We start from the raw sequence: 17,323 nt of genomic DNA on the forward strand, positions 1-17,323 counted from the left end.
GTCCTGCCAGATCGAGACCTGCACCAGCGCCACGCGGTTGCCCTGGCGCACGGTCGTGCCTTGCACGAAGGTGTCCACCGGCTTGGCCGAGCGCATGTAGGCGATCGCGAAGTCGATGCCACGCGGCACACCCTTGATGGCGGGGTTGGTGTTGGTCAGGTGCAGGATCATGGCCGTCTCGCCGAAGCCGGCCAGCACGCCGCCGTGCAGCGCCGGCAGCACCGGGTTGCCGATCAACTCGCGCTTGAAGGGCAGGCGGAAGATCGGGCCGGCATCGATCTGCATTTGCTGGTGGATGTCGAGGAAGTCCACATAGGGTGAGCGGCCTGGCGGCAGGGCGAGCGACTCAGGCACGTCGGCGCGTTGGCTGATGAACACGGGGCTGGGCTCGATGCTGGCCGGGGCGCTCAGGCTGGCGGCGGCCTGGGTGGGCGTCAACGTGGCCTTGGCATCGGCACCGGGTGCAGACATGTCCTTGCGGCGCGTGTTGGCCGTGGCGCGCATGAAGGTGGCGTTCACGGTGGCCACGGGCTCGTCCTGCCCGATCTGGAACACCTGGCCGCGCACAAAGCCGATGCTGCGCGACAGACGGTAGCACTCGGCCTTGCACACCAGTTCGGTGTTGGCCATGGCGGGGCGCAGGTAGTCCATGCGCAGGTCCAGCGTGGCGATGGGCTCGGGCGTGTCCATCGCAGCGCCCACGGCCAGGCCGCAGGCGGTGTCGGCCAGCACGCTCAGGCAGCCGGTGTGGATCATCTGCAGTTCGGAGTCGCCCGTCCATGTGTCGCGGGCAGGCTGATACAGGCTCACCGTGCCCTTGCCCAGCTCGGTCACTTTCATGCCCGAAGCGACGGCGTAAGGAATGCCCGCGATGAAGGCGTCGGCCCAGGTGGTGCGGTTCTCGCCGGTGAAGATGGTCATGGTGGGACAGGACTAGGTGTTACTACTGAGTCCCGCATTGTCCACAAATGCAGTTGTCTTGCGCGTGAATCAGGTCACCAATACGGCAGCTTGGGTTGGCAAGTCTGGGGAATTCGGTCAGATTCCCCTCAATCAGGGGCGAGGCACGAGGTGCACGGCCAGGCCAGTGCGCGTCACGGTGATGTCCTGGACCTGATAGCCCAGGCGGTCGGCTGCGCGCAGGTCTTCGGGCTTGAGCTGGTGTACGGTGTAGTCATTGAGTGTCTCTTCCACCAGCTTGGCGCCCAGATTGGTCAGGGCCTTCTGGTAGGCAGGGGGCAAACCTTCCACCGCCACCTGCTCCACCCTGGGCTCGGTCAGGCGCAGCGTCAGGTCCTTGGGCTCGAAGCGCAGGCCAAAGCTCAGCGCGACCTTGCCTTTGTACTCCTGCCCCATGAGCAGCTCCCTGGCAGCGAGGTTCACGCTGGCGGTCACCCGGTTCTTGTCTTCCTGCAGATCCAGCGAGGGCAGGGAGGCGGTCACGTCCAGCAGCTTCATGACCCGTTTGGTGGTCGGGAACTGCTTGCCCAGTTTGGTCAGCAGTTCGTCGCGCGAGATCTCGATCGTGCGGGGGCCCAGCAGGGTCGCACAGGCGGTCAGCAGGCCGGAGACGGCCAGAGGTGCCAGCAACATGGCGCGGCGGCGCAAGGTGGCACGTGAGGTGAGGTGGCGAGGGGCGTGTTGCTCAAGCATGGGATGGCAAGTCAGATCGGCGCAGGTACCCGGCGTGAAAGTGAAAGTATGCGCTCAGGCCCCGCTATCCTTGTGCATTCCGAACTGCCGCAGCCTCGCAGCATGAACACCTCGCCCACCCCTCGCACCGAACAGCCCGAGCAGGTGCTGCATGCCTCGGATGCGCAGGCTGCTTTTGCCTTGGGCGTGGCGCAACAAAGCGTAGGCCAGACGCAGTTGGCCATGGCGAGTTTTCGGCATGCACTGGCCTTGCAGCCGGACATGGCCGAGGCCTGGTCCAACCTGGGCATGTTGCTGGAAGATGATCAACAGTGGGATGAGGCCGAATCCAGCTATCAGCAGGCCCTGCAGCACGCGCCCGATTTGTTCGCCGCGTGCATGAACCTGGCCACCCTGCAGGCGCAGCGCCTTCAGTTCGCACGGGCCGAAGCCAGTTACCAGCGCGCCATCCAGTTGCGGCCACAGGATCCGTCGGTATGGTCCAACCTGGGTGCCATGCTGACCTGCATGCGCCGCGAGGACGACGCGCTCGCTTGCCTGAACCATGCGTTGCAGCTCGATCCGGACTATGACAAGGCCCGCTTCAACCTGGGTTATCTGTTGATGCGCCAGGGGCACTTGCGTGAAGGTTGGCTTTGCAATGAAAGCCGACCCTTTCCCGCCGAGTTGCAAGGCAAGCTCGGCATCGCGCGCTGGATGGGCGATGAGCTGAATGGCCGCGCCATCCTGATCGCGCCGGATGCGGCGCATGGTGACCTCATCCACATGGCGCGCTATGTGCCGGTGCTCAAGGCGCTGGGTGCGGGCCGCATCGGCATCTGGGGTCAGCCGGCCTTGAAGCGCCTGTTGAGCCAGATGCCTGAGCTGGATGCCTACTTGGCGTTCGACGAGCCCTTCGCGCCCGCTGTATGGGATACCTGGGTGCCCTTGATGAGCTTGCCGCATCTGTGCGGCACCACGCTGGACACGATCCCGGCGTGCTTGCCGTATCTACAGGCTGATCCAGCTCGCGTGGCGGCCCGTGCGGCGCAGGGCATGGCGTCCCAGCAGGCCTTGCGCGTCGGCCTGGTCTGGCGTGGCAACCCCGCGCATGAAAACGATGCGCAACGCTCCTTGCCCTCGTTGGCCAGCCTGGCGCCCTTGTGGCGCGTGCCGGGTGTGCGCTTCTTCAGTCTGCAAAGTGGCGCAGGCAGCGAGGAGGCCTTGCATCCACCGCGGGCACAGCCGCTGGAGGCCCTGGCCGAGCCGCTGGGCGATTTCGCCGAGACGGCCGCGGTCATTACCAACCTGGACCTGCTCATCGGCGTGGACACGTCCATGGTCCATCTGGCGGGTGCCTTGGGCAAGCCCGTGTGGGTGCTGCTCAGCGACTACAAGACCGATTGGCGCTGGATGAACGACCGCACGGATTCACCCTGGTACCCCGGCGTGATGCGCCTGTTTCGGCAGGATGCAAAGGGCTTGCAGGCAGGCCAGTGGGGGCCGGTGATCGAGCAGGTGGCTCAGGCGCTGGCCGCGTTGGCGGCTGGCTCAGGTGCTGCCGCAGCCAACTGATTCGCCCCGTAAGTCTGCAAGCTCATCACGTTCACCCCGCGTGTTCGCGCGCGCCGTGCCAGCTTGAGCAGGGCTGCGTCCTTGCTGAACAACCAGGTGGCACCCACATGCAGGGCCAAGTCGATGAAGACCTGGTCATCCGGGTCCTTGCAGCGAAACGGGCCGCGCGGCGGCTCGTCCACGAACTCGGCGTGCTGGAACACCGTCAGCGTGAGCATCGGGTCAGGCTGCCAGGCCTTCAGGTAGCTGCGTGGCCAGACCTGGTGCCACTCCTGCTCCATCGAGGGGCAGGCCAGCCAGCGCATGCGGCCTTCGAGGATGGCTTGCGCAATCGGCTGGGCGGCCGGGTCCTTGAAGACACGCCAGTCCAGCAAGGCATTGGTGTCGAGGATGACGATGGGGATGGGCGATGCGGGCGCCTCTGCTGGCACCGGGGTCGCGTCCGTCATGCCGCGCTGGCGATCACGCCGCCGCCCAGGCACACATCGCCCTGGTACAGCACGGCCGATTGCCCGGGCGTGACGGCCCACTGTGCGTCGGGGAAGCGCAGGCTGATGGACTTCGCATCAGCGGCTTCCACCACACAAGGCGCATCGGCCTGCCGGTAGCGCGTCTTGGCACCCACGCCAGTCGTGCCCACGCCGGGGCCCTTGCCGTCAACCCAGCTCAGGTCATCGGCCACCAGGGTGCGTTGTTGCAGCCAGGGGTGGTCATGGCCTTGCACCACGTACAGGGTGTTGGTGGCCATGTCCTTGCGTGCCACGAACCAGGGGTCATGCTCGCCGCCGCCACGCGGCGCGCCTTTCTCTTTCACGCCACCAATGCCGATGCCCTTGCGCTGGCCCAGGGTGTAGAAGCTCAGGCCCACGTGCTCGCCCAGCTTGCGTCCGCGGTCGTCCTTGATCGGGCCGGGCTCGTTGGCCAGGTAGCGGTTGAGGAACTCGCGGAAAGGGCGCTCGCCGATGAAGCAGATGCCGGTCGAGTCCTTCTTCTTCGCGTTGGGCAGCTTGATCTCTGCGGCGATGCGGCGCACCTCGGTCTTGGGCAACTCGCCCACGGGGAACATGGTCTTGCTCAGCTGCGCCTGATTCAGGCGGTGCAGGAAGTAGCTCTGGTCCTTCAGCGGGTCCAGACCTTTGAGCAACTCGAAGCGCTGGCCGTTTTCATAAGCCGCATCGGCCACCGAACGCACGCGAGCGTAGTGCCCTGTGGCGATCTTCTCGGCGCCCAGGCGCATGGCGTGGTCCAGGAAGGCCTTGAACTTGATCTCGGCATTGCACAGCACGTCGGGGTTGGGCGTGCGGCCGGCCTGGTACTCGCGCAGGAACTCGGCGAAGACGCGGTCCTTGTAATTGGCCGCGAAGTTCACGTGCTCGATCTCGATGCCGATCACGTCGGCCACCGAGGCGGCATCCAGAAAGTCCTGGCGCGACGAGCAGTACTCGCTGTCGTCGTCATCTTCCCAGTTCTTCATGAAGATGCCGATGACCTCGTGGCCCTGTTGCTTGAGCAGCCAGGCGGTGACGGCAGAATCCACGCCGCCGCTCAGGCCGACGACCACGCGCTGGCGTTGTGTCATGAGAATCAGAGCCCGGGGAAAAGATCAGGAAGCGCGGTTGTGGGCCGGCGCCTTGAACACGCTTTCGTGCACGGTCAGGATGGACAGCGGGTAGCGCTCGCCGGCCAGGTAGGCCTCCAGGCACTCCAGCACCAGGGGGCTGCGATGGCGTTCAGGGCAGGCTCGGATCTCGTCGGCCGTCATCCACACGGCGCGCACGATGCCTTCGTCCAGCTCCAGGGCCGGGTCGGCCTCGCCAACGGAACCAAAGAAGGCCAGGCGCAGGTAGGTGATGTCTTCGCCCGTGCGGGTGCGCCGAAAGCGCGACATGAACATGCCCAGGAAGCCTTCCGGCCCGAAGGTGCAGGCCGTTTCTTCCAGGGTTTCGCGGATCACGCCCTGGATGGGCGATTCTCCCGGATCCAGATGGCCTGCCGGGTTGTTCAGCAGGAGACCGTCGGAGGTTTCCTCCTCGACCAGCAGAAAGCGACCGTCGCGCTCGATCAGCGCGGCGACGGTGACATTGGGCTTCCAGCGCACTTTGGGTGTCTGGACAGGCTCATGCTGGGGCACAGGCTCGAGAAGCAAATCGGCGGTCTTCATGAGCCGGGCATTATCCCCTAATGTCCTGTCCTGTGTATGACTTAACGCCCTCGTGGGATACCCCAAGAAGGGGCGTTCTGTGCATATCTCGTCGCTTCTGGTCCTCTGTCGCGCGGTTTCAGAGCTCAAATTTGACAACGTGCGACATCAAATCAAGGGGGTTTTGGGTGTCCGGACAGGCCAAAACGTCCTCTCTGTCAGCTGAAACCCTAGGAAAGACGTGAACTTTGTGTATGCTGGTGAGTTTGGCAAAGTTCACGCCAGCCGCATGCTTTTGACCAGGCACAGCGGCTGCATCATCCACATGTGTAGGAGACTCGGATGCTGATAGGCATTCCCTTGGAGACCCTCGCGGGCGAAACCCGCGTGGCCGTGACCCCGGAGACCGTCAAGAAATTGAAGGCTCAAGGCCACACCTTGCGTGTGCAGGCCGGCGCAGGCATTGCCGCCAGCGTGACCGATGAGGCCTATGTGGCCGCTGGCGCCGAGATCACCGATGCAGCCAGCGCCCTGGGTGCCGACATGGTGCTCAAGGTGCGTGCGCCTCAGGCTGATGAACGTGCCCAGATGAAGCCCGGCGCCGTGCTCATCGGCATGCTCAATCCGTTCGACAAGGACGGCTTGCAGGCCATGACCGACGCCAGGCTGACCGCCTTCGCCCTGGAAGCCGCGCCGCGCACCACCCGTGCCCAGAGCATGGACGTGCTGTCCTCGCAGGCCAACCTGGCTGGCTACAAGGCCGTGATGATCGCCGCTGACAAGTACCAGCGCATCTTCCCCATGCTGATGACCGCTGCCGGCACCGTCAAGGCCGCTCGCGTCGTGATCCTGGGTGTGGGTGTGGCCGGTCTGCAGGCCATCGCCACCGCCAAGCGCCTGGGTGCCGTGATCGAAGCCTCCGACGTGCGACCCTCCGTGAAGGAGCAGGTCGAGTCGCTGGGTGCCAAGTTCATCGACGTGCCCTACGAGACCGCCGAAGAGAAGGAAGCCGCTGAAGGCGTGGGCGGTTACGCCCGCCCGATGCCGCAGTCCTGGCTGGACCGCCAGAAGGCCGAAGTCGCCAAGCGCGTGGCTGCGGCCGACATCGTCATCACCACCGCCCTGATCCCCGGACGTGCCGCACCTGTGCTGGTCACCGAGGACATGGTCAAGGCCATGAAGCCCGGCTCCGTCATCGTCGACCTGGCTGCGGCGCAAGGTGGCAATTGCCCCCTGACCGAAGCCAACAAGACCGTGGTCAAGCATGGCGTGACGCTGGTGGGTGAAACCAATCTGCCTGCGCTGGTGGCCGCTGATGCGTCCGCCCTGTACGCCCGCAACGTGATCGACTTCCTGAAGCTCGTCTTCAACAAGGAAGGCCAGTTCAACGTCGATCTGGAAGATGACATCGTCAAGGCTTGCCTGATGTGTCGCGACGGCCAGTTGCTGCGCGCCTGAACGAGTCCCTAGGAGAAAAGCCATGCAACGCGTCATGCTGCGTGCCAAGCTGCACCGTGCCACCGTCACCGAAGCCGACCTGAACTACGAAGGTTCATGCGGCATCGATGAAGACCTGCTCGATGCAGCCGACATGAAAGAGTTCGAGTACATCGAGCTCTACAACATCAACAACGGCGAGCGCTTCTCGACCTACGTCATCAAGGCGCCCCGTGGTTCCGGCGTGATCTCGCTCAATGGCGCTGCGGCTCGCAAGGCCCACGTCGGCGACCTGTTGATCATCTGCACCTACGCGCCCATGACGGACGCCGAAGTCAGCAGCTACAAGCCCAAGGTGGTGCTGCTCGACGAAGGCAATGCGATCAAAGAGATCCGCAAGTTCGACTGACCGACTGATTTCTTTCAATATCTGGAGACCACGATGGAAGCTTTAGAGCCCGTCAGCCACGTCGTCATCAACCTGAGCATCTTCGTGTTGGCCATTTATGTGGGCTATCACGTCGTCTGGACGGTGACGCCTGCTCTGCACACCCCCTTGATGGCCGTGACCAATGCGGTCTCTGCCATCGTGATCGTTGGCGCCATGCTGGCTGCCGCGCTGACCGTCACGCCTTTGGGCAAGACCATGGGCGTGCTCGCCGTGGCACTGGCGGCCGTGAACGTGTTCGGCGGCTTCCTCGTCACGAGGCGCATGCTCGAAATGTTCAAGAAGAAAGACAAGAAAGCAGGAGCCAAGTAAATGAGCATGAACCTCATCGCTTTGCTCTACCTGTTCGCCTCGGTGTGTTTCATCCAGGCGCTCAAGGGTTTGAGCCACCCGACCACGTCCATCCGCGGCAACCTGTTCGGCATGGTCGGCATGACGATCGCCGTGCTGACCACGGTCGGTCTGATCCACGGCCAGGCGCAAGCTCTGAACGTGGACTTCGGCCAAGGCATCGCCTATGTGCTGGGTGCCCTGGTGGTGGGCGGCGCTGCCGGCTCCATCATGGCCAAGCGCGTCGAGATGACGAAGATGCCCGAGCTGGTCGCCTTCATGCACAGCATGATCGGTCTGGCTGCCGTGTTCATCGCCATCGCCGTGGTGGCCGAGCCCTACGCCTTCCAGATCGTGGCCAAGCCCATTGGTGACGCTCTGGCCGTGATCCCGGTGGGTAACCGCCTGGAGCTGTCGCTGGGTGCCGCTGTCGGTGCCATCACCTTCTCCGGTTCGGTGATCGCCTTCGGCAAGCTGTCGGGCAAGTACAAGTTCCGCCTGTTCCAGGGCGCACCAGTGAACTTCGCAGGTCAGCACATGCTGAACCTGGTGCTGGGCCTGACCGCCGTAGCGCTGATCGCCACCTTCATGGCGACCGACGTGCAGCGTCTGGACGTGTTCTTTGCCCTGGTGGCCCTGAGCTTCGTGCTGGGCGTGTTGATCATCATCCCCATCGGCGGCGCTGACATGCCCGTCGTGGTGTCGATGCTCAACAGCTACTCGGGCTGGGCGGCGGCCGGTATCGGCTTCTCGCTGAACAACTCCATGCTGATCATCGCCGGTTCGCTGGTGGGCTCGTCGGGTGCGATCCTGAGCTACATCATGTGCAAGGCCATGAACCGCTCGTTCTTCAGCGTGATCCTGGGCGGCTTCGGTGGTGAGGCCACGGCCGCTGCCGGTGGCGCACAACAGCAGCGCCCTGTGAAGAGCGGTTCCGCTGACGATGCCGCCTTCGTGCTGAGCAACGCCGAAACCGTGGTGATCGTGCCCGGTTACGGTCTGGCTGTGGCCCGTGCCCAGCACGCCGTCAAGGAACTGGCTGCCAAGCTCACCGAGAAGGGCATCACCGTCAAGTACGCGATTCACCCTGTGGCGGGCCGCATGCCTGGTCACATGAACGTGCTGCTGGCGGAAGCCGAAGTGCCCTCCGACCAGGTGTTCGAGATGGAAGACATCAACGGCGAATTCGGCCAGGCTGACGTCGCCATCATCCTGGGCGCCAACGACGTGGTGAACCCCGCTGCGCACGTGAAGGGCAGCCCGATCTACGGCATGCCGATTCTGGAAGCCTACAAGGCCAAGACCGTGATCGTGAACAAGCGCTCCATGGCTTCCGGTTATGCCGGCCTGGACAACGAACTGTTCTACATGGACAAGACCATGATGGTCTTCGGCGACGCCAAGAAGGTCGTGGAAGAAATGGTCAAGGCCGTGGAGTGATCTCTGCGCTGTACCTGGTGTCGGCGCGATGCTGACACCCTGACAAACCGGGCCGTGTGCCCGGTTTTTTCATGGCTGGCGATACATCGATGGGTCTGGCGGCGCACGCATGTCACCTCCGTGCAGACGACTATTGCGTGCGCGCTGGTCGGCATGGATACTGATGCGCGATGGTCTGTTCATGATCATCTTTCTTACCATTCACATATCAGGGGTTGTCATGCAATCAATCATCTGGCGCCGCGCTGCGCTGCTCTCCGGCCTGGCATTGTCGGCATCGTTTCAGGCCGTGGCGACTGTCGTCACCATCGGGAACGACACGTTCACCCAGACAAGCCAGTACGTGGCTGACAAGGAGCTGGTGCCCCAGATCCATGTCATCGGCTTGTATGACGGTGGCAGTTCGGCCAGCTACTCGAATGACACCGGCACCTACATCCCTGGCACGACAGTCGTCAACGTGGAGGGCACTGCGTCGGGCCATGTGTCCCTGGTCTTGTCTTCGTATGAACAGACAAACTGGATTCTGACTGGAGCTGGCGTATCGTCGCTGACCTCGGTGGTGATCAATGGATATGGCCCCAGTCAGGCCTTGGGGATAGACGGTGCCAAAGTAATCGATCGGTCTGGTCAAGGCAATTACTTTGCTGCGTGCGGCATCAACCTGCCTTACAACGGGAATGGTTGTGACACCAATGAACTGATCTCGGGGGTGGAGGCCTATTTCGGGCAATCCATCAGCAGTTTTACGGGGCTTTACTCGACAAGTCCGGTTTTGGGCACCGTGACCAGCCTCACCAGCCCTGCTGCGTATCAGGTCAACGTCAATCTGTCGGCTGTACCAGAAGCCGGCACCGTGTTGCTCATGGCTTTGGGTATGGGAGGCTTGGCGCTGTCTGGCGCGCAGAGACGGGCTCGCCTGGGCTGAGGCCTGGAGGGTGGTGCGTGCTCGCAGAGGGCGTGCAGCCCACCGCCCTATCGTGGCAGAGTCTGGAAACTGCACGCTTGCGCACGTCACCCGGCTGCCAGTAATCGCCTGAAAGCCCGCTCCCCATCCGCCAGGCTGTATCGCTCCTTCACACACCGTTGGGCGGTAGCCCGCAGGGGGCGCATCGCCGCCTGGTTGTCGATCGCTTCCACGATCCGGTCCGCCATGGCGCCGGTATCAAAGAAGTCCACCAGCAGACCGTTTTCACCGTCGTTGATGACTTCCTGTACCGGCCCGGTGCGTGAGCCGATCACCAGGCAGCCCGAGGCCATGGCTTCCAGCATGGACCACGACAGCACGAAGGGGTAGGTGAGGTAGATGTGCGCGCTTGATACCTGCAGCACCTTGCGGTACTGGTCATACGGCAGCTTGCCCATGAAGTGGGTGCGGGCGGCATCGAGCTTGACCTCGCGCAGCATCTTCTCGCGCCAGTTGGGCGCATCAGCGGGCTTGGCACCGTAGCTCACGTCGTCACCGCCCACGATGATGGCGTGGCAGCGTGGATGGGCGCGTTGCACCTTTTCCAGTGCACGCATGAAGTTGTGGAAGCCGCGATAGGGCTCCAGGTTGCGCGCCACATAGGTGATGACCGGGTCACCCGCCTTGACGACATGGCCGTTGGGCAGCTTGAACTGCGCGCTGGCGTCGGGCTGCAGCAAGTCTGTGTCAATGCCTTCGTGCGCCAGTTCGATCTTGGGCAGGTAGATGCCGGGGTGGCGTGAGCGTTGCCATTGCGTGGGGCTCACACCCACATCACAGTGCTCCAGATTGAGCGTGTGCAGGGCATTCCAGGTGCGCAGCTTGGCCAGGGTATCGAACGACGTGGGGAACTCGGGGTCGAAGCCTGTGTCGCTGCCGGGCGTACCGTAGAACCACTCACAGAAGTGGATCAGGCGCGCATCGGGGAAGATGTCGCGCACATACAGCGTCTCGCCCCAGCCTGGGTGGGCCAGGATGGCGTCAGGCCGGTAGCCTTGTTGCTTGAGCTTGAGCATCACCCGCGCCGTGGCCTGGCCGTGCAGCACGGCGTCTTCCATCTGGCGCACATAAGGATGGGTTTCCTTGCCTGGCTTGCGCGAGGTGTCGTAGGGGATCCAGCGCACCGTGTCCATGCCGGGTGCCGTGCGGCGGCCCATGCCGATCACTTCCCAGCCTGGCTGCTGGGCCCACACGTGGCCGATGCGGCGGAACTGGCCTGGGAAGTTCTGGTGAACGATGAGGATGCGTTGCTGGATGTCCATTGCGGTGGAGCCCGTGCTCAAACGGTGGTGACCGCCTGGTCAATGAAGGCCACGGAGACCGTGCTGCTGCTCAGTGAGAGGCCATTGGCCGCCAGGTTGGAGCCGGCTTCCAGGTTGACCACGCTCTTGCCAATTGTCTGGGTTGTGGTGGGTACACCGCGCAGGTTCGTGAAGATCAGCCGCGCGGTCTTGTTGATGATCGAAAGCGTCACGGTGTTGGCCAGAAGGACGTATTCGTAGTGCGATGATGCCGCGCTACCCGTGTTCAGCACGTTGACGTACAAGGTGCCGCGGTTGGTGGTGGGTGCCGAGAGCGAGTAGATGCCACCGCTCAGTGCCGTTTGCAGCGACAGCGAGATGCTGCGGCTGTAGATGGAGCTGCCCACCACGACCTCTTCACTGAGGTTGACCCAGTAGCCGGTGCCGTTCTTGACCACCTGAACACGTGAGGGATCGGGTTGGAAATACTTCAACCTGCTTGCCGCGGTAAAGACGGAATCCAGCGGGGCAGCCGCCACGCTGTTGATGGCGATGGTGGGCGCCGATGTGGTGCTGGCTATGGCCATGGCTTGCGCGCGTGCCGAGCCGTCAAGCGTGGTCGTGCCTTCGGTGGTCGATGTATCGCCACCACCGCCGCAACCGGTCAACACCGCGCTCAAAGGAAGGGTGGACGCTCCGAGCAGAATTTGCCGACGTGATTGATCCATGATGCCCTCTGTATTTTGGGTATTGATTGATCAGCGAGGTGCCAGGCGGCGACCGGCTGCGGCTGTGCTCATGAGCTCGCCCATTTGCTGCGATGGCCTGAAGAACGCGGCGGCGATTGTCGAGTCAACGGCGTCGGCGTGATATGACCAGGAGTAGCCGTTGGCCTGGAAGACGTGCAGCGCGTCTCGCATATATGCCAGGCGAGCCTGGTCGATTTGCTCGCCTGTGTAGGGGGAGTCCAGCCACAGCAAGGCCACGGGCATCTGGAGTGCGGTCGTAGCGCCCAATTCATTGGTGGGAACGTTGATGGAAGGGCCGCTCACCGTGTCAATGCGAGCGACCACGCCGTTCCGGATGTTGTCCTTCACGGCTTGAGTCAGCAGGCCATTGGGGATGGACGCCACCGGCAGGGTGAACTGGATGGTGTTCTTCCAGCAGGTGATCCTGACCTTTTGCGAAGTTGCCATGTGATAGGCTGCACCAGTCATCTCGATGGACGTCACTGCATGAGGTGACGTGGTGACAACGTCCAGCCCAGAGAAACTTCCGACGATGCGGGCCAGGGGCTCCAGGAAGAAGTTGTCGTTCGGATAGAGGTACACGTCCCAGTTGGCGGTCGCCTTCAAATCGCTAGGGGACAAAGGGCTCGTGTCAATCCGGAAGCCGCGGCTATCTATGTGACCGAAGACAGCCGTCACAGTCACCTGATTGCTGCCTGGGATGCCGGTGGTGTCAACACGAAGTTCGGTGATCCAGCGTCGGTTGGTGCCCTTGAATGCAGACTTGTAGATGGCAGACGTCGGATTGCCGGAGCTGGCCGCGTAGGAGTTGGCCAGCTTGTTGAAGTCGTCCTGGTTCCTGACTGCAGCAAGGCGAGCCAGCAAGGGCGCCTCCCATGCCACATTGTTTTGCACGTTTGACACACGGAAACTCTGATACTTGGTCTGCATCTCCTGATTGGTCAAGGGGATGTTCGAAACCTTGTTCACCTCATTGGGATAGGTCGAGTTTGAATCACCCGTGCGATTCATCGGCGGCCAGGCCTGATTGATGGCCGGTTGAGCCGCAGAAAACTCACCCACGAAAACGGGCACCTTGTAAGTGGTTTTGAATATGGCCGCCGTTTTCAGGTACTTGGACAGATCATCTGCGTGTCGGAAGTTGACCAGATCATGATAGGGCGTACCACCACGCCAGCCGCCAATGAACACGGCGCCATTGAGTGGGTAGGTGGTCCCAATGTGCTCGTAGAACTCACTCTGGACGCCCTGACCGCAGAAGCAAGCAGGGTCATAGGTGTGAAAGGAGTAGACCAGTCGGTTCTGCGGATCCATCAGAAAGGCGCCCGTACCGCCGTTAGGTGGTGGTGCATCGAACACCCCCAAGCCTTCCACGGAGCCAGCGTAGATGCCCTGAACGATCAAGGGAAGGGGGGCTGCAGTGGAGCCTTCTTCCGTTCGGATGGCTGTGATGATCTGCTGCGCAATGGCGGGCCAGCGTGTTTCCTTCGGATTGGTCGCTGTGCCATCTCTGAAGCTGGCAAAGGTGTATTGCCCGTCATTGGATGCAGGATTGGGTTCATTGAGGATGTCGAAACCAATCAGCGCGGGGTGGTTGCGCCACTTTCGCAGCGTCTTGACCCAGAAGGCCGCCAAGGCATCCCTGTATTTGAGTGACGCCTGATCGGGCAGCAACTCGTTGCTCCACAACTTGCCATCGGGGGCTTGATGGAAGTCCACGACCGGCAACACACCCAGGCCCAGGCTGCTGGCGGTGTTCAGGATATGGGTGAACTGTGCCGTGACGACGGACAGTGGGACTTGGCCGTCCGTCGTGATCAGGGCCGTGTCATCCCAGCCCCTGGGCGACAAGGCGATGTTGATGATGTCCTGCTGGCTGATGTTGTATGGCTTCGCGCCGTTGAGCCAGAGGCGAATGGCATTGTGGTTACGCTTGAGGGCCACGTTGGCCAGCAGGCCGGAGCCTGGGAAATCTGGTGCGTCGGCCTCCAGATACACACCGGTGGCGGCAATCAGACCTTTGGACCAATAGGCCCACGCGTTGGCCCTGGAGATGGGAAGTGCAGGCATGACAGAAAGACCCTGAGTGATTTTTAATTGATCAATGAAGGATCACCGCTCGCGCAGGCTTTCCTTGGCATAGCTCTGCACGGGGCTGAGCAGGTACTCGATCACACGGCGCTTGCCGGTCTTGATCTCGGCGGTGACGTTCATGCCTGGCGCCAGGCGGATGGGTTTGCCATCCACATCAATGGTGTTCTGGGTCAGCGTGAGCGTGGCCGGGAACACGGCGCCACCAGGCGCTGGCACGGTCTTGCCATCCTTGTCAGGCTGCGAGCGGCCGGGCTCCTGCATCACCGCATCGGCCGTGATGGTGGTGACCTTGGCCGGCACGGTGCCGTAGCGCGTGTAGGGGAAGGTCTCCAGCTTGATCTCGGCCGTTTGCCCCAGGTTCACAAAGCCCACGTCCTTGTTTTCCAGGGTGACGTCGGCGGTGACCTGTGCTTGCTCGGGCACCACCACCAGCAGCACCTGCGCAGGCGTGACCACGCCACCCGTGGTGTGGATGGCCAGCTGTTGCACGGTGCCATCGACCGGCGCGGTCAGCGTGGTCAGGCGTTCGCGTTGGCTGGCCTTGGCGCCCTCGGCTTGCGCCTGGCGGGCCTGCAGATCGGCCTTGGCGTGGCGCTCGTTCAAGGTCTTCAGCGTGTCGGCCTTCCAGGCGGTGAGGGCCTGTTCGGCTTGCGCGATCTCGGCCTTGGTCTCTTCGCGGCGGGCGCGGTAGGTGGCCAGATCCTGCTCCATCTCGATGCGCGCACGGGTGCGGTCCTGCCCGGCGTGCTGGCTCACGAAGCCTTGGGTTGCCAGGGTGCCGAAGTCCTCTTCGCGCTTTTGCACCAGAGGCAGGGTGGCCTTGAGCTTCGCGACCTGTTCACGGACGGTTTCCAGCTCGGCCTTCTTGGTGTCGATCTCGGCTTGCAGCTTGGCCTGCTGGGCCTTGATGTCCTGCCATTCGGCGTCCAGCTGGTTGCGGGCCATGGCCAGCTCCTTGCCACTCAGACCGCTGTCGGCCGCGCTGGCCTCGGCAGGCAGCGTCGGTGTCTTGACCTTGCTCTTTTTGTCCAGTGCGTCCAGCAGGGCCTGGGTGCGCCAGGCCTCCGACAAGGCGCTGGCGCGTTCTTGCGTCACGCGGCTGTTGTCAGCCTTGGCCGAGGTGGGGTCCAGCTCGATGAGCACCTGGCCGGCCTTGACCTTGTCGCCGTCCTGTACCTTGATGGTCTTGACCACGCTGGCTTCAAGCGGCTGGATGAGCTTGGAGCCTTCGCTGACCACGATGCGGCCCGGGGCCACGGCCACGATGTCCACCTGCCCGAAGCAGGCCCACAGGATGGCCAGGGTGAACAGGCCCACGATGGCCCAGATGGCACGGCGTGGCGCCGGGTGCGGCGGAGTGGCCTGCAGGCTCAATGCGGCGGGCAGGAAGGCGGCTTCATCGGCCAGACGCGCAGGGCCGGCCAGTTCATGGCGGAGTGCCCAGGCTGCGCCGATCACGGCCTTGTAGTGGCTGAGCAGATCGCGCAGGGGATGGCGTGCGGCTTGTTGAACAGCGGCTTGCCCGGCTTCCATGGCGTCTTCAACGGTGTTGGCGTTGTTCACGGTGGTGGTGTTCATGGCTGACCCTCCAGCGAGGTGCCATCCAGTGGGTTGTTGCCCTGTTGCATGCGCCACAGGTAGGCATACAGGCCCTTGGGGCGTTGCACCAGTTCATCGTGCGGGCCGGCTTCAACAATGCGGCCGCGCTCCATGGCGATGATGCGGTTGGCGTGGCGCACGGCGCTCAGGCGGTGCGCGATGATGATCACCGTGCGGCCCTTGCAGATGTGGGCCATGTTGCGCTGGATGATGGCTTCGGATTCGTAATCCAGCGCCGATGTGGCCTCGTCAAAGATCAGCACGCGCGGGTTGGTGAACAGGGCGCGGGCAATGGCCACGCGCTGGCGCTGGCCGCCACTGAGCGATGAGCCTTGCTCGCCCACGATGGTGTCGTAGCCCTCGGGCAGTTCGCTGATGAAGTCGTGGGCGCCGGCCATGCGGGCGGCCTGGATCACGGCTTCCAGTGGCGCGGCCGGGTCGGCAATGGCGATGTTCTCGCGCACGCTGCGGTTGAACAGGAAGTTGTCCTGCAGCACGACGCCGATCTGGCGGCGCAACTGGGCGGCGTCCACCAGGCTGATGTCGATGCCATCGATCAGCACGCGGCCTTGCTCGGGCACATACAGGCGCTGCACCAGCTTGGTCAGCGTGCTCTTGCCGGAGCCCGAGCGGCCCACGATGCCGATGACCTCACCGGGGCGGATGTCGATGCCCACGTCATGCAGCACCGGTGCGGCTTCAGGACGGTAGCGGAAGGTGACCTTGTCCAGCGTGATGCGGCCTTTCACAGGCGGCAGTTGCGCGGCCGTGCTGGGGGGGACCTCGGTGCGGGTGTTGAGGATGTCACCCAGGCGCTGCATGGAGATGCCGGTTTGCTGGAAGTCCGTCCACATCTGCGCCATGCGCATGATGGGTTGGGCCACGCGGCCGGCGAACATGTTGAAGGCCACGAACTGGCCCACCGACATGTCATGGTCCATCACCAGCTTGGCGCCAAACCACAGGGTGGCGGCGTTGATCAGCTTGCCGATCAGGTTGATGCCCTCGTGGGCCCAGGTGGCCAGGCTTTGCGTCTTGAAGCTGGCCGACACATAGCCTGCGAGCTGGTTGTCCCAACGGCGGGCCATGGCAGGCTCCAGCGCATTGGCCTTGACGGTCTGGATGCCGGTGATGGTCTCCACCAGCATGGCCTGGTTCTCGGCGCCACGGGCGAACTTCTCGTTCAAGCGCCCGCGCAGCACCGGAACCACACCCAGGATCAGCGCGGCATACAGTGGCAGGCTGATCAGCACGATGAGCGTGAGCGGCACGCTGTAGAGCATCATCACGCCGATGAAGAGCACGGAGAACACCACATCGAGCACGAGGGTGAGCGCCTGGCCGGTGAGGAAGTTTCGGATGTTTTCCAGCTCGCGCACGCGGGCCACGGAATCACCCACGCGGCGGGCCTGGAAGTAGGCCAGCGGCAGTTGCAGCAGGTGGCGAAACAGGCGTGCACCAAGCTCCACATCCATGCGGCTGGTGGTGTGGCTGAACACATAGGCGCGCAAGCCGGTGAGCAGGCTTTCGAACACGACCACGACGACCAGGCCCATGACCAGCACATCGAGTGTGGTCAGGCCGCGGTGCACCAGCACCTTGTCCATCACGACCTGGAAGAACAGCGGGCTGACGAGCGCAAAGAGCTGCAGGAACAGCGACACCATCAGC

16 protein-coding genes are annotated in these 17,323 nt (G+C 63.2%); 6 read left to right on the plus strand and 10 right to left on the minus strand.

Going from position 1 to position 17,323, the window contains the following annotated elements; genetic code table 11:
- Together VFW93_RS04690 and VFW93_RS04695 are read right to left on the minus strand one after the other, a co-directional pair.
- Positions 1 to 921: PaaI family thioesterase (locus VFW93_RS04690; protein WP_329692826.1), on the minus strand; the 921-nt coding region annotated here is incomplete at its 3' end.
- A 132-nt stretch (positions 922 to 1,053) separates the two neighbouring features.
- Positions 1,054 to 1,653 (minus strand): DUF1439 domain-containing protein, encoded by a 600-nt coding sequence (locus tag VFW93_RS04695; RefSeq protein ID WP_329692827.1) that lies wholly within the window; start codon positions 1,651 to 1,653, stop codon positions 1,054 to 1,056.
- 102 nt (positions 1,654 to 1,755) lie between these two features.
- On the opposite strand from VFW93_RS04695, the gene VFW93_RS04700 reads away from it, so the two are divergent.
- The gene (locus VFW93_RS04700) at positions 1,756 to 3,207 is read left to right on the plus strand and encodes a tetratricopeptide repeat protein (protein ID WP_329692828.1); all 1,452 of its coding nucleotides are present in this window, start codon (positions 1,756 to 1,758) and stop codon (positions 3,205 to 3,207) included.
- Here the strand turns inward: VFW93_RS04700 and VFW93_RS04705 are convergent.
- The 3 genes from VFW93_RS04705 to VFW93_RS04715 are packed head-to-tail and all read right to left on the minus strand — an operon-like array spanning position 3,156 to position 5,368.
- Positions 3,156 to 3,656 carry a PIN domain-containing protein gene (locus tag VFW93_RS04705; protein WP_329692829.1) on the minus strand — a complete coding sequence of 167 codons (501 nt, stop codon included), beginning with the start codon at positions 3,654 to 3,656 and terminating at the stop codon, positions 3,156 to 3,158. The two genes, VFW93_RS04700 and VFW93_RS04705, sit on opposite strands and share 52 nt — an antisense overlap.
- Positions 3,653 to 4,786, minus strand: coding sequence for a tRNA 2-thiouridine(34) synthase MnmA (gene mnmA, locus VFW93_RS04710; RefSeq protein WP_329692830.1), 1,134 nt, complete (start codon positions 4,784 to 4,786; stop codon positions 3,653 to 3,655). Before mnmA ends, VFW93_RS04705 begins: the two co-directional genes overlap by 4 nt.
- A 24-nt stretch (positions 4,787 to 4,810) precedes the next feature.
- Positions 4,811 to 5,368 (minus strand): NUDIX hydrolase, encoded by a 558-nt coding sequence (locus VFW93_RS04715; RefSeq protein WP_329692831.1) that lies wholly within the window; start codon positions 5,366 to 5,368, stop codon positions 4,811 to 4,813.
- A gap of 321 nt (positions 5,369 to 5,689) precedes the next feature.
- Here VFW93_RS04715 and VFW93_RS04720 point away from each other — a divergent pair, with 321 nt between their 5' ends.
- The 5 genes from VFW93_RS04720 (at position 5,690) to VFW93_RS04740 (ending at position 9,930) form a co-directional block, all read left to right on the plus strand.
- Positions 5,690 to 6,805: a Re/Si-specific NAD(P)(+) transhydrogenase subunit alpha gene (locus VFW93_RS04720; RefSeq protein ID WP_329692832.1), complete on the plus strand. Its 1,116-nt coding sequence runs from the start codon at positions 5,690 to 5,692 to the stop codon at positions 6,803 to 6,805.
- A gap of 22 nt (positions 6,806 to 6,827) precedes the next feature.
- Positions 6,828 to 7,193, plus strand: a complete 366-nt coding sequence (gene panD, locus VFW93_RS04725; protein WP_329692833.1) for an aspartate 1-decarboxylase — start codon at positions 6,828 to 6,830, stop codon at positions 7,191 to 7,193.
- A gap of 33 nt (positions 7,194 to 7,226) precedes the next feature.
- Positions 7,227 to 7,544, plus strand: coding sequence for an NAD(P) transhydrogenase subunit alpha (locus VFW93_RS04730; RefSeq protein ID WP_133610116.1), 318 nt, complete (start codon positions 7,227 to 7,229; stop codon positions 7,542 to 7,544).
- Positions 7,545 to 9,002: an NAD(P)(+) transhydrogenase (Re/Si-specific) subunit beta gene (locus VFW93_RS04735; RefSeq protein ID WP_329692834.1), complete on the plus strand. Its 1,458-nt coding sequence runs from the start codon at positions 7,545 to 7,547 to the stop codon at positions 9,000 to 9,002.
- A 133-nt stretch (positions 9,003 to 9,135) separates the two neighbouring features.
- On the plus strand, positions 9,136 to 9,930 hold the full coding sequence (locus VFW93_RS04740; RefSeq protein WP_329692835.1) for a hypothetical protein: 795 nt from the start codon (positions 9,136 to 9,138) through the stop codon (positions 9,928 to 9,930).
- A gap of 86 nt (positions 9,931 to 10,016) precedes the next feature.
- On the opposite strand, the gene VFW93_RS04745 is transcribed toward VFW93_RS04740, so the two are convergent.
- From VFW93_RS04745 to VFW93_RS04765, 5 genes are all read right to left on the minus strand, one after another.
- Entirely contained in the window at positions 10,017 to 11,231 is a 1,215-nt protein-coding gene (locus tag VFW93_RS04745) for a glycosyltransferase family 4 protein (protein WP_329692836.1), read from the minus strand.
- A gap of 17 nt (positions 11,232 to 11,248) precedes the next feature.
- Entirely contained in the window at positions 11,249 to 11,938 is a 690-nt protein-coding gene (locus tag VFW93_RS04750) for a hypothetical protein (RefSeq protein ID WP_329692837.1), read from the minus strand.
- Positions 11,939 to 11,968: 30 nt separating this feature from the next.
- Complete coding sequence (locus tag VFW93_RS04755) at positions 11,969 to 14,029, minus strand: glycoside hydrolase family 5 protein (protein ID WP_329692838.1); 2,061 nt, start codon at positions 14,027 to 14,029, stop codon at positions 11,969 to 11,971.
- A gap of 42 nt (positions 14,030 to 14,071) precedes the next feature.
- Complete coding sequence (locus VFW93_RS04760; protein ID WP_329692839.1) at positions 14,072 to 15,631, minus strand: HlyD family type I secretion periplasmic adaptor subunit; 1,560 nt, start codon at positions 15,629 to 15,631, stop codon at positions 14,072 to 14,074.
- Positions 15,628 to 17,323: type I secretion system permease/ATPase (locus tag VFW93_RS04765; RefSeq protein WP_329692840.1), on the minus strand; the 1,696-nt coding region annotated here is incomplete at its 5' end. The genes VFW93_RS04760 and VFW93_RS04765, both read right to left, overlap by 4 nt.

Source organism: Aquabacterium sp. (assembly GCF_036279675.1).
Taxonomy (GTDB): Bacteria; Pseudomonadota; Gammaproteobacteria; order Burkholderiales; family Burkholderiaceae_C; genus Aquabacterium.

Coding starts and splice junctions, on each gene's coding strand:
- VFW93_RS04700 (WP_329692828.1), top strand. CDS start 1,756: ATGAACACCTCGCCCACCCCTCGCACCGAACAGCCCGAGCAGGTGCTG.
- VFW93_RS04730 (WP_133610116.1), top strand. CDS start 7,227: ATGGAAGCTTTAGAGCCCGTCAGCCACGTCGTCATCAACCTGAGCATC.
- VFW93_RS04760 (WP_329692839.1), bottom strand. CDS start 15,631: ATGAACACCACCACCGTGAACAACGCCAACACCGTTGAAGACGCCATG.
- VFW93_RS04715 (WP_329692831.1), bottom strand. CDS start 5,368: ATGAAGACCGCCGATTTGCTTCTCGAGCCTGTGCCCCAGCATGAGCCT.
- VFW93_RS04755 (WP_329692838.1), bottom strand. CDS start 14,029: ATGCCTGCACTTCCCATCTCCAGGGCCAACGCGTGGGCCTATTGGTCC.
- panD (WP_329692833.1), top strand. CDS start 6,828: ATGCAACGCGTCATGCTGCGTGCCAAGCTGCACCGTGCCACCGTCACC.
- mnmA (WP_329692830.1), bottom strand. CDS start 4,786: ATGACACAACGCCAGCGCGTGGTCGTCGGCCTGAGCGGCGGCGTGGAT.
- VFW93_RS04705 (WP_329692829.1), bottom strand. CDS start 3,656: ATGACGGACGCGACCCCGGTGCCAGCAGAGGCGCCCGCATCGCCCATC.
- VFW93_RS04745 (WP_329692836.1), bottom strand. CDS start 11,231: ATGGACATCCAGCAACGCATCCTCATCGTTCACCAGAACTTCCCAGGC.
- VFW93_RS04735 (WP_329692834.1), top strand. CDS start 7,545: ATGAGCATGAACCTCATCGCTTTGCTCTACCTGTTCGCCTCGGTGTGT.
- VFW93_RS04695 (WP_329692827.1), bottom strand. CDS start 1,653: ATGCTTGAGCAACACGCCCCTCGCCACCTCACCTCACGTGCCACCTTG.
- VFW93_RS04720 (WP_329692832.1), top strand. CDS start 5,690: ATGCTGATAGGCATTCCCTTGGAGACCCTCGCGGGCGAAACCCGCGTG.
- VFW93_RS04750 (WP_329692837.1), bottom strand. CDS start 11,938: ATGGATCAATCACGTCGGCAAATTCTGCTCGGAGCGTCCACCCTTCCT.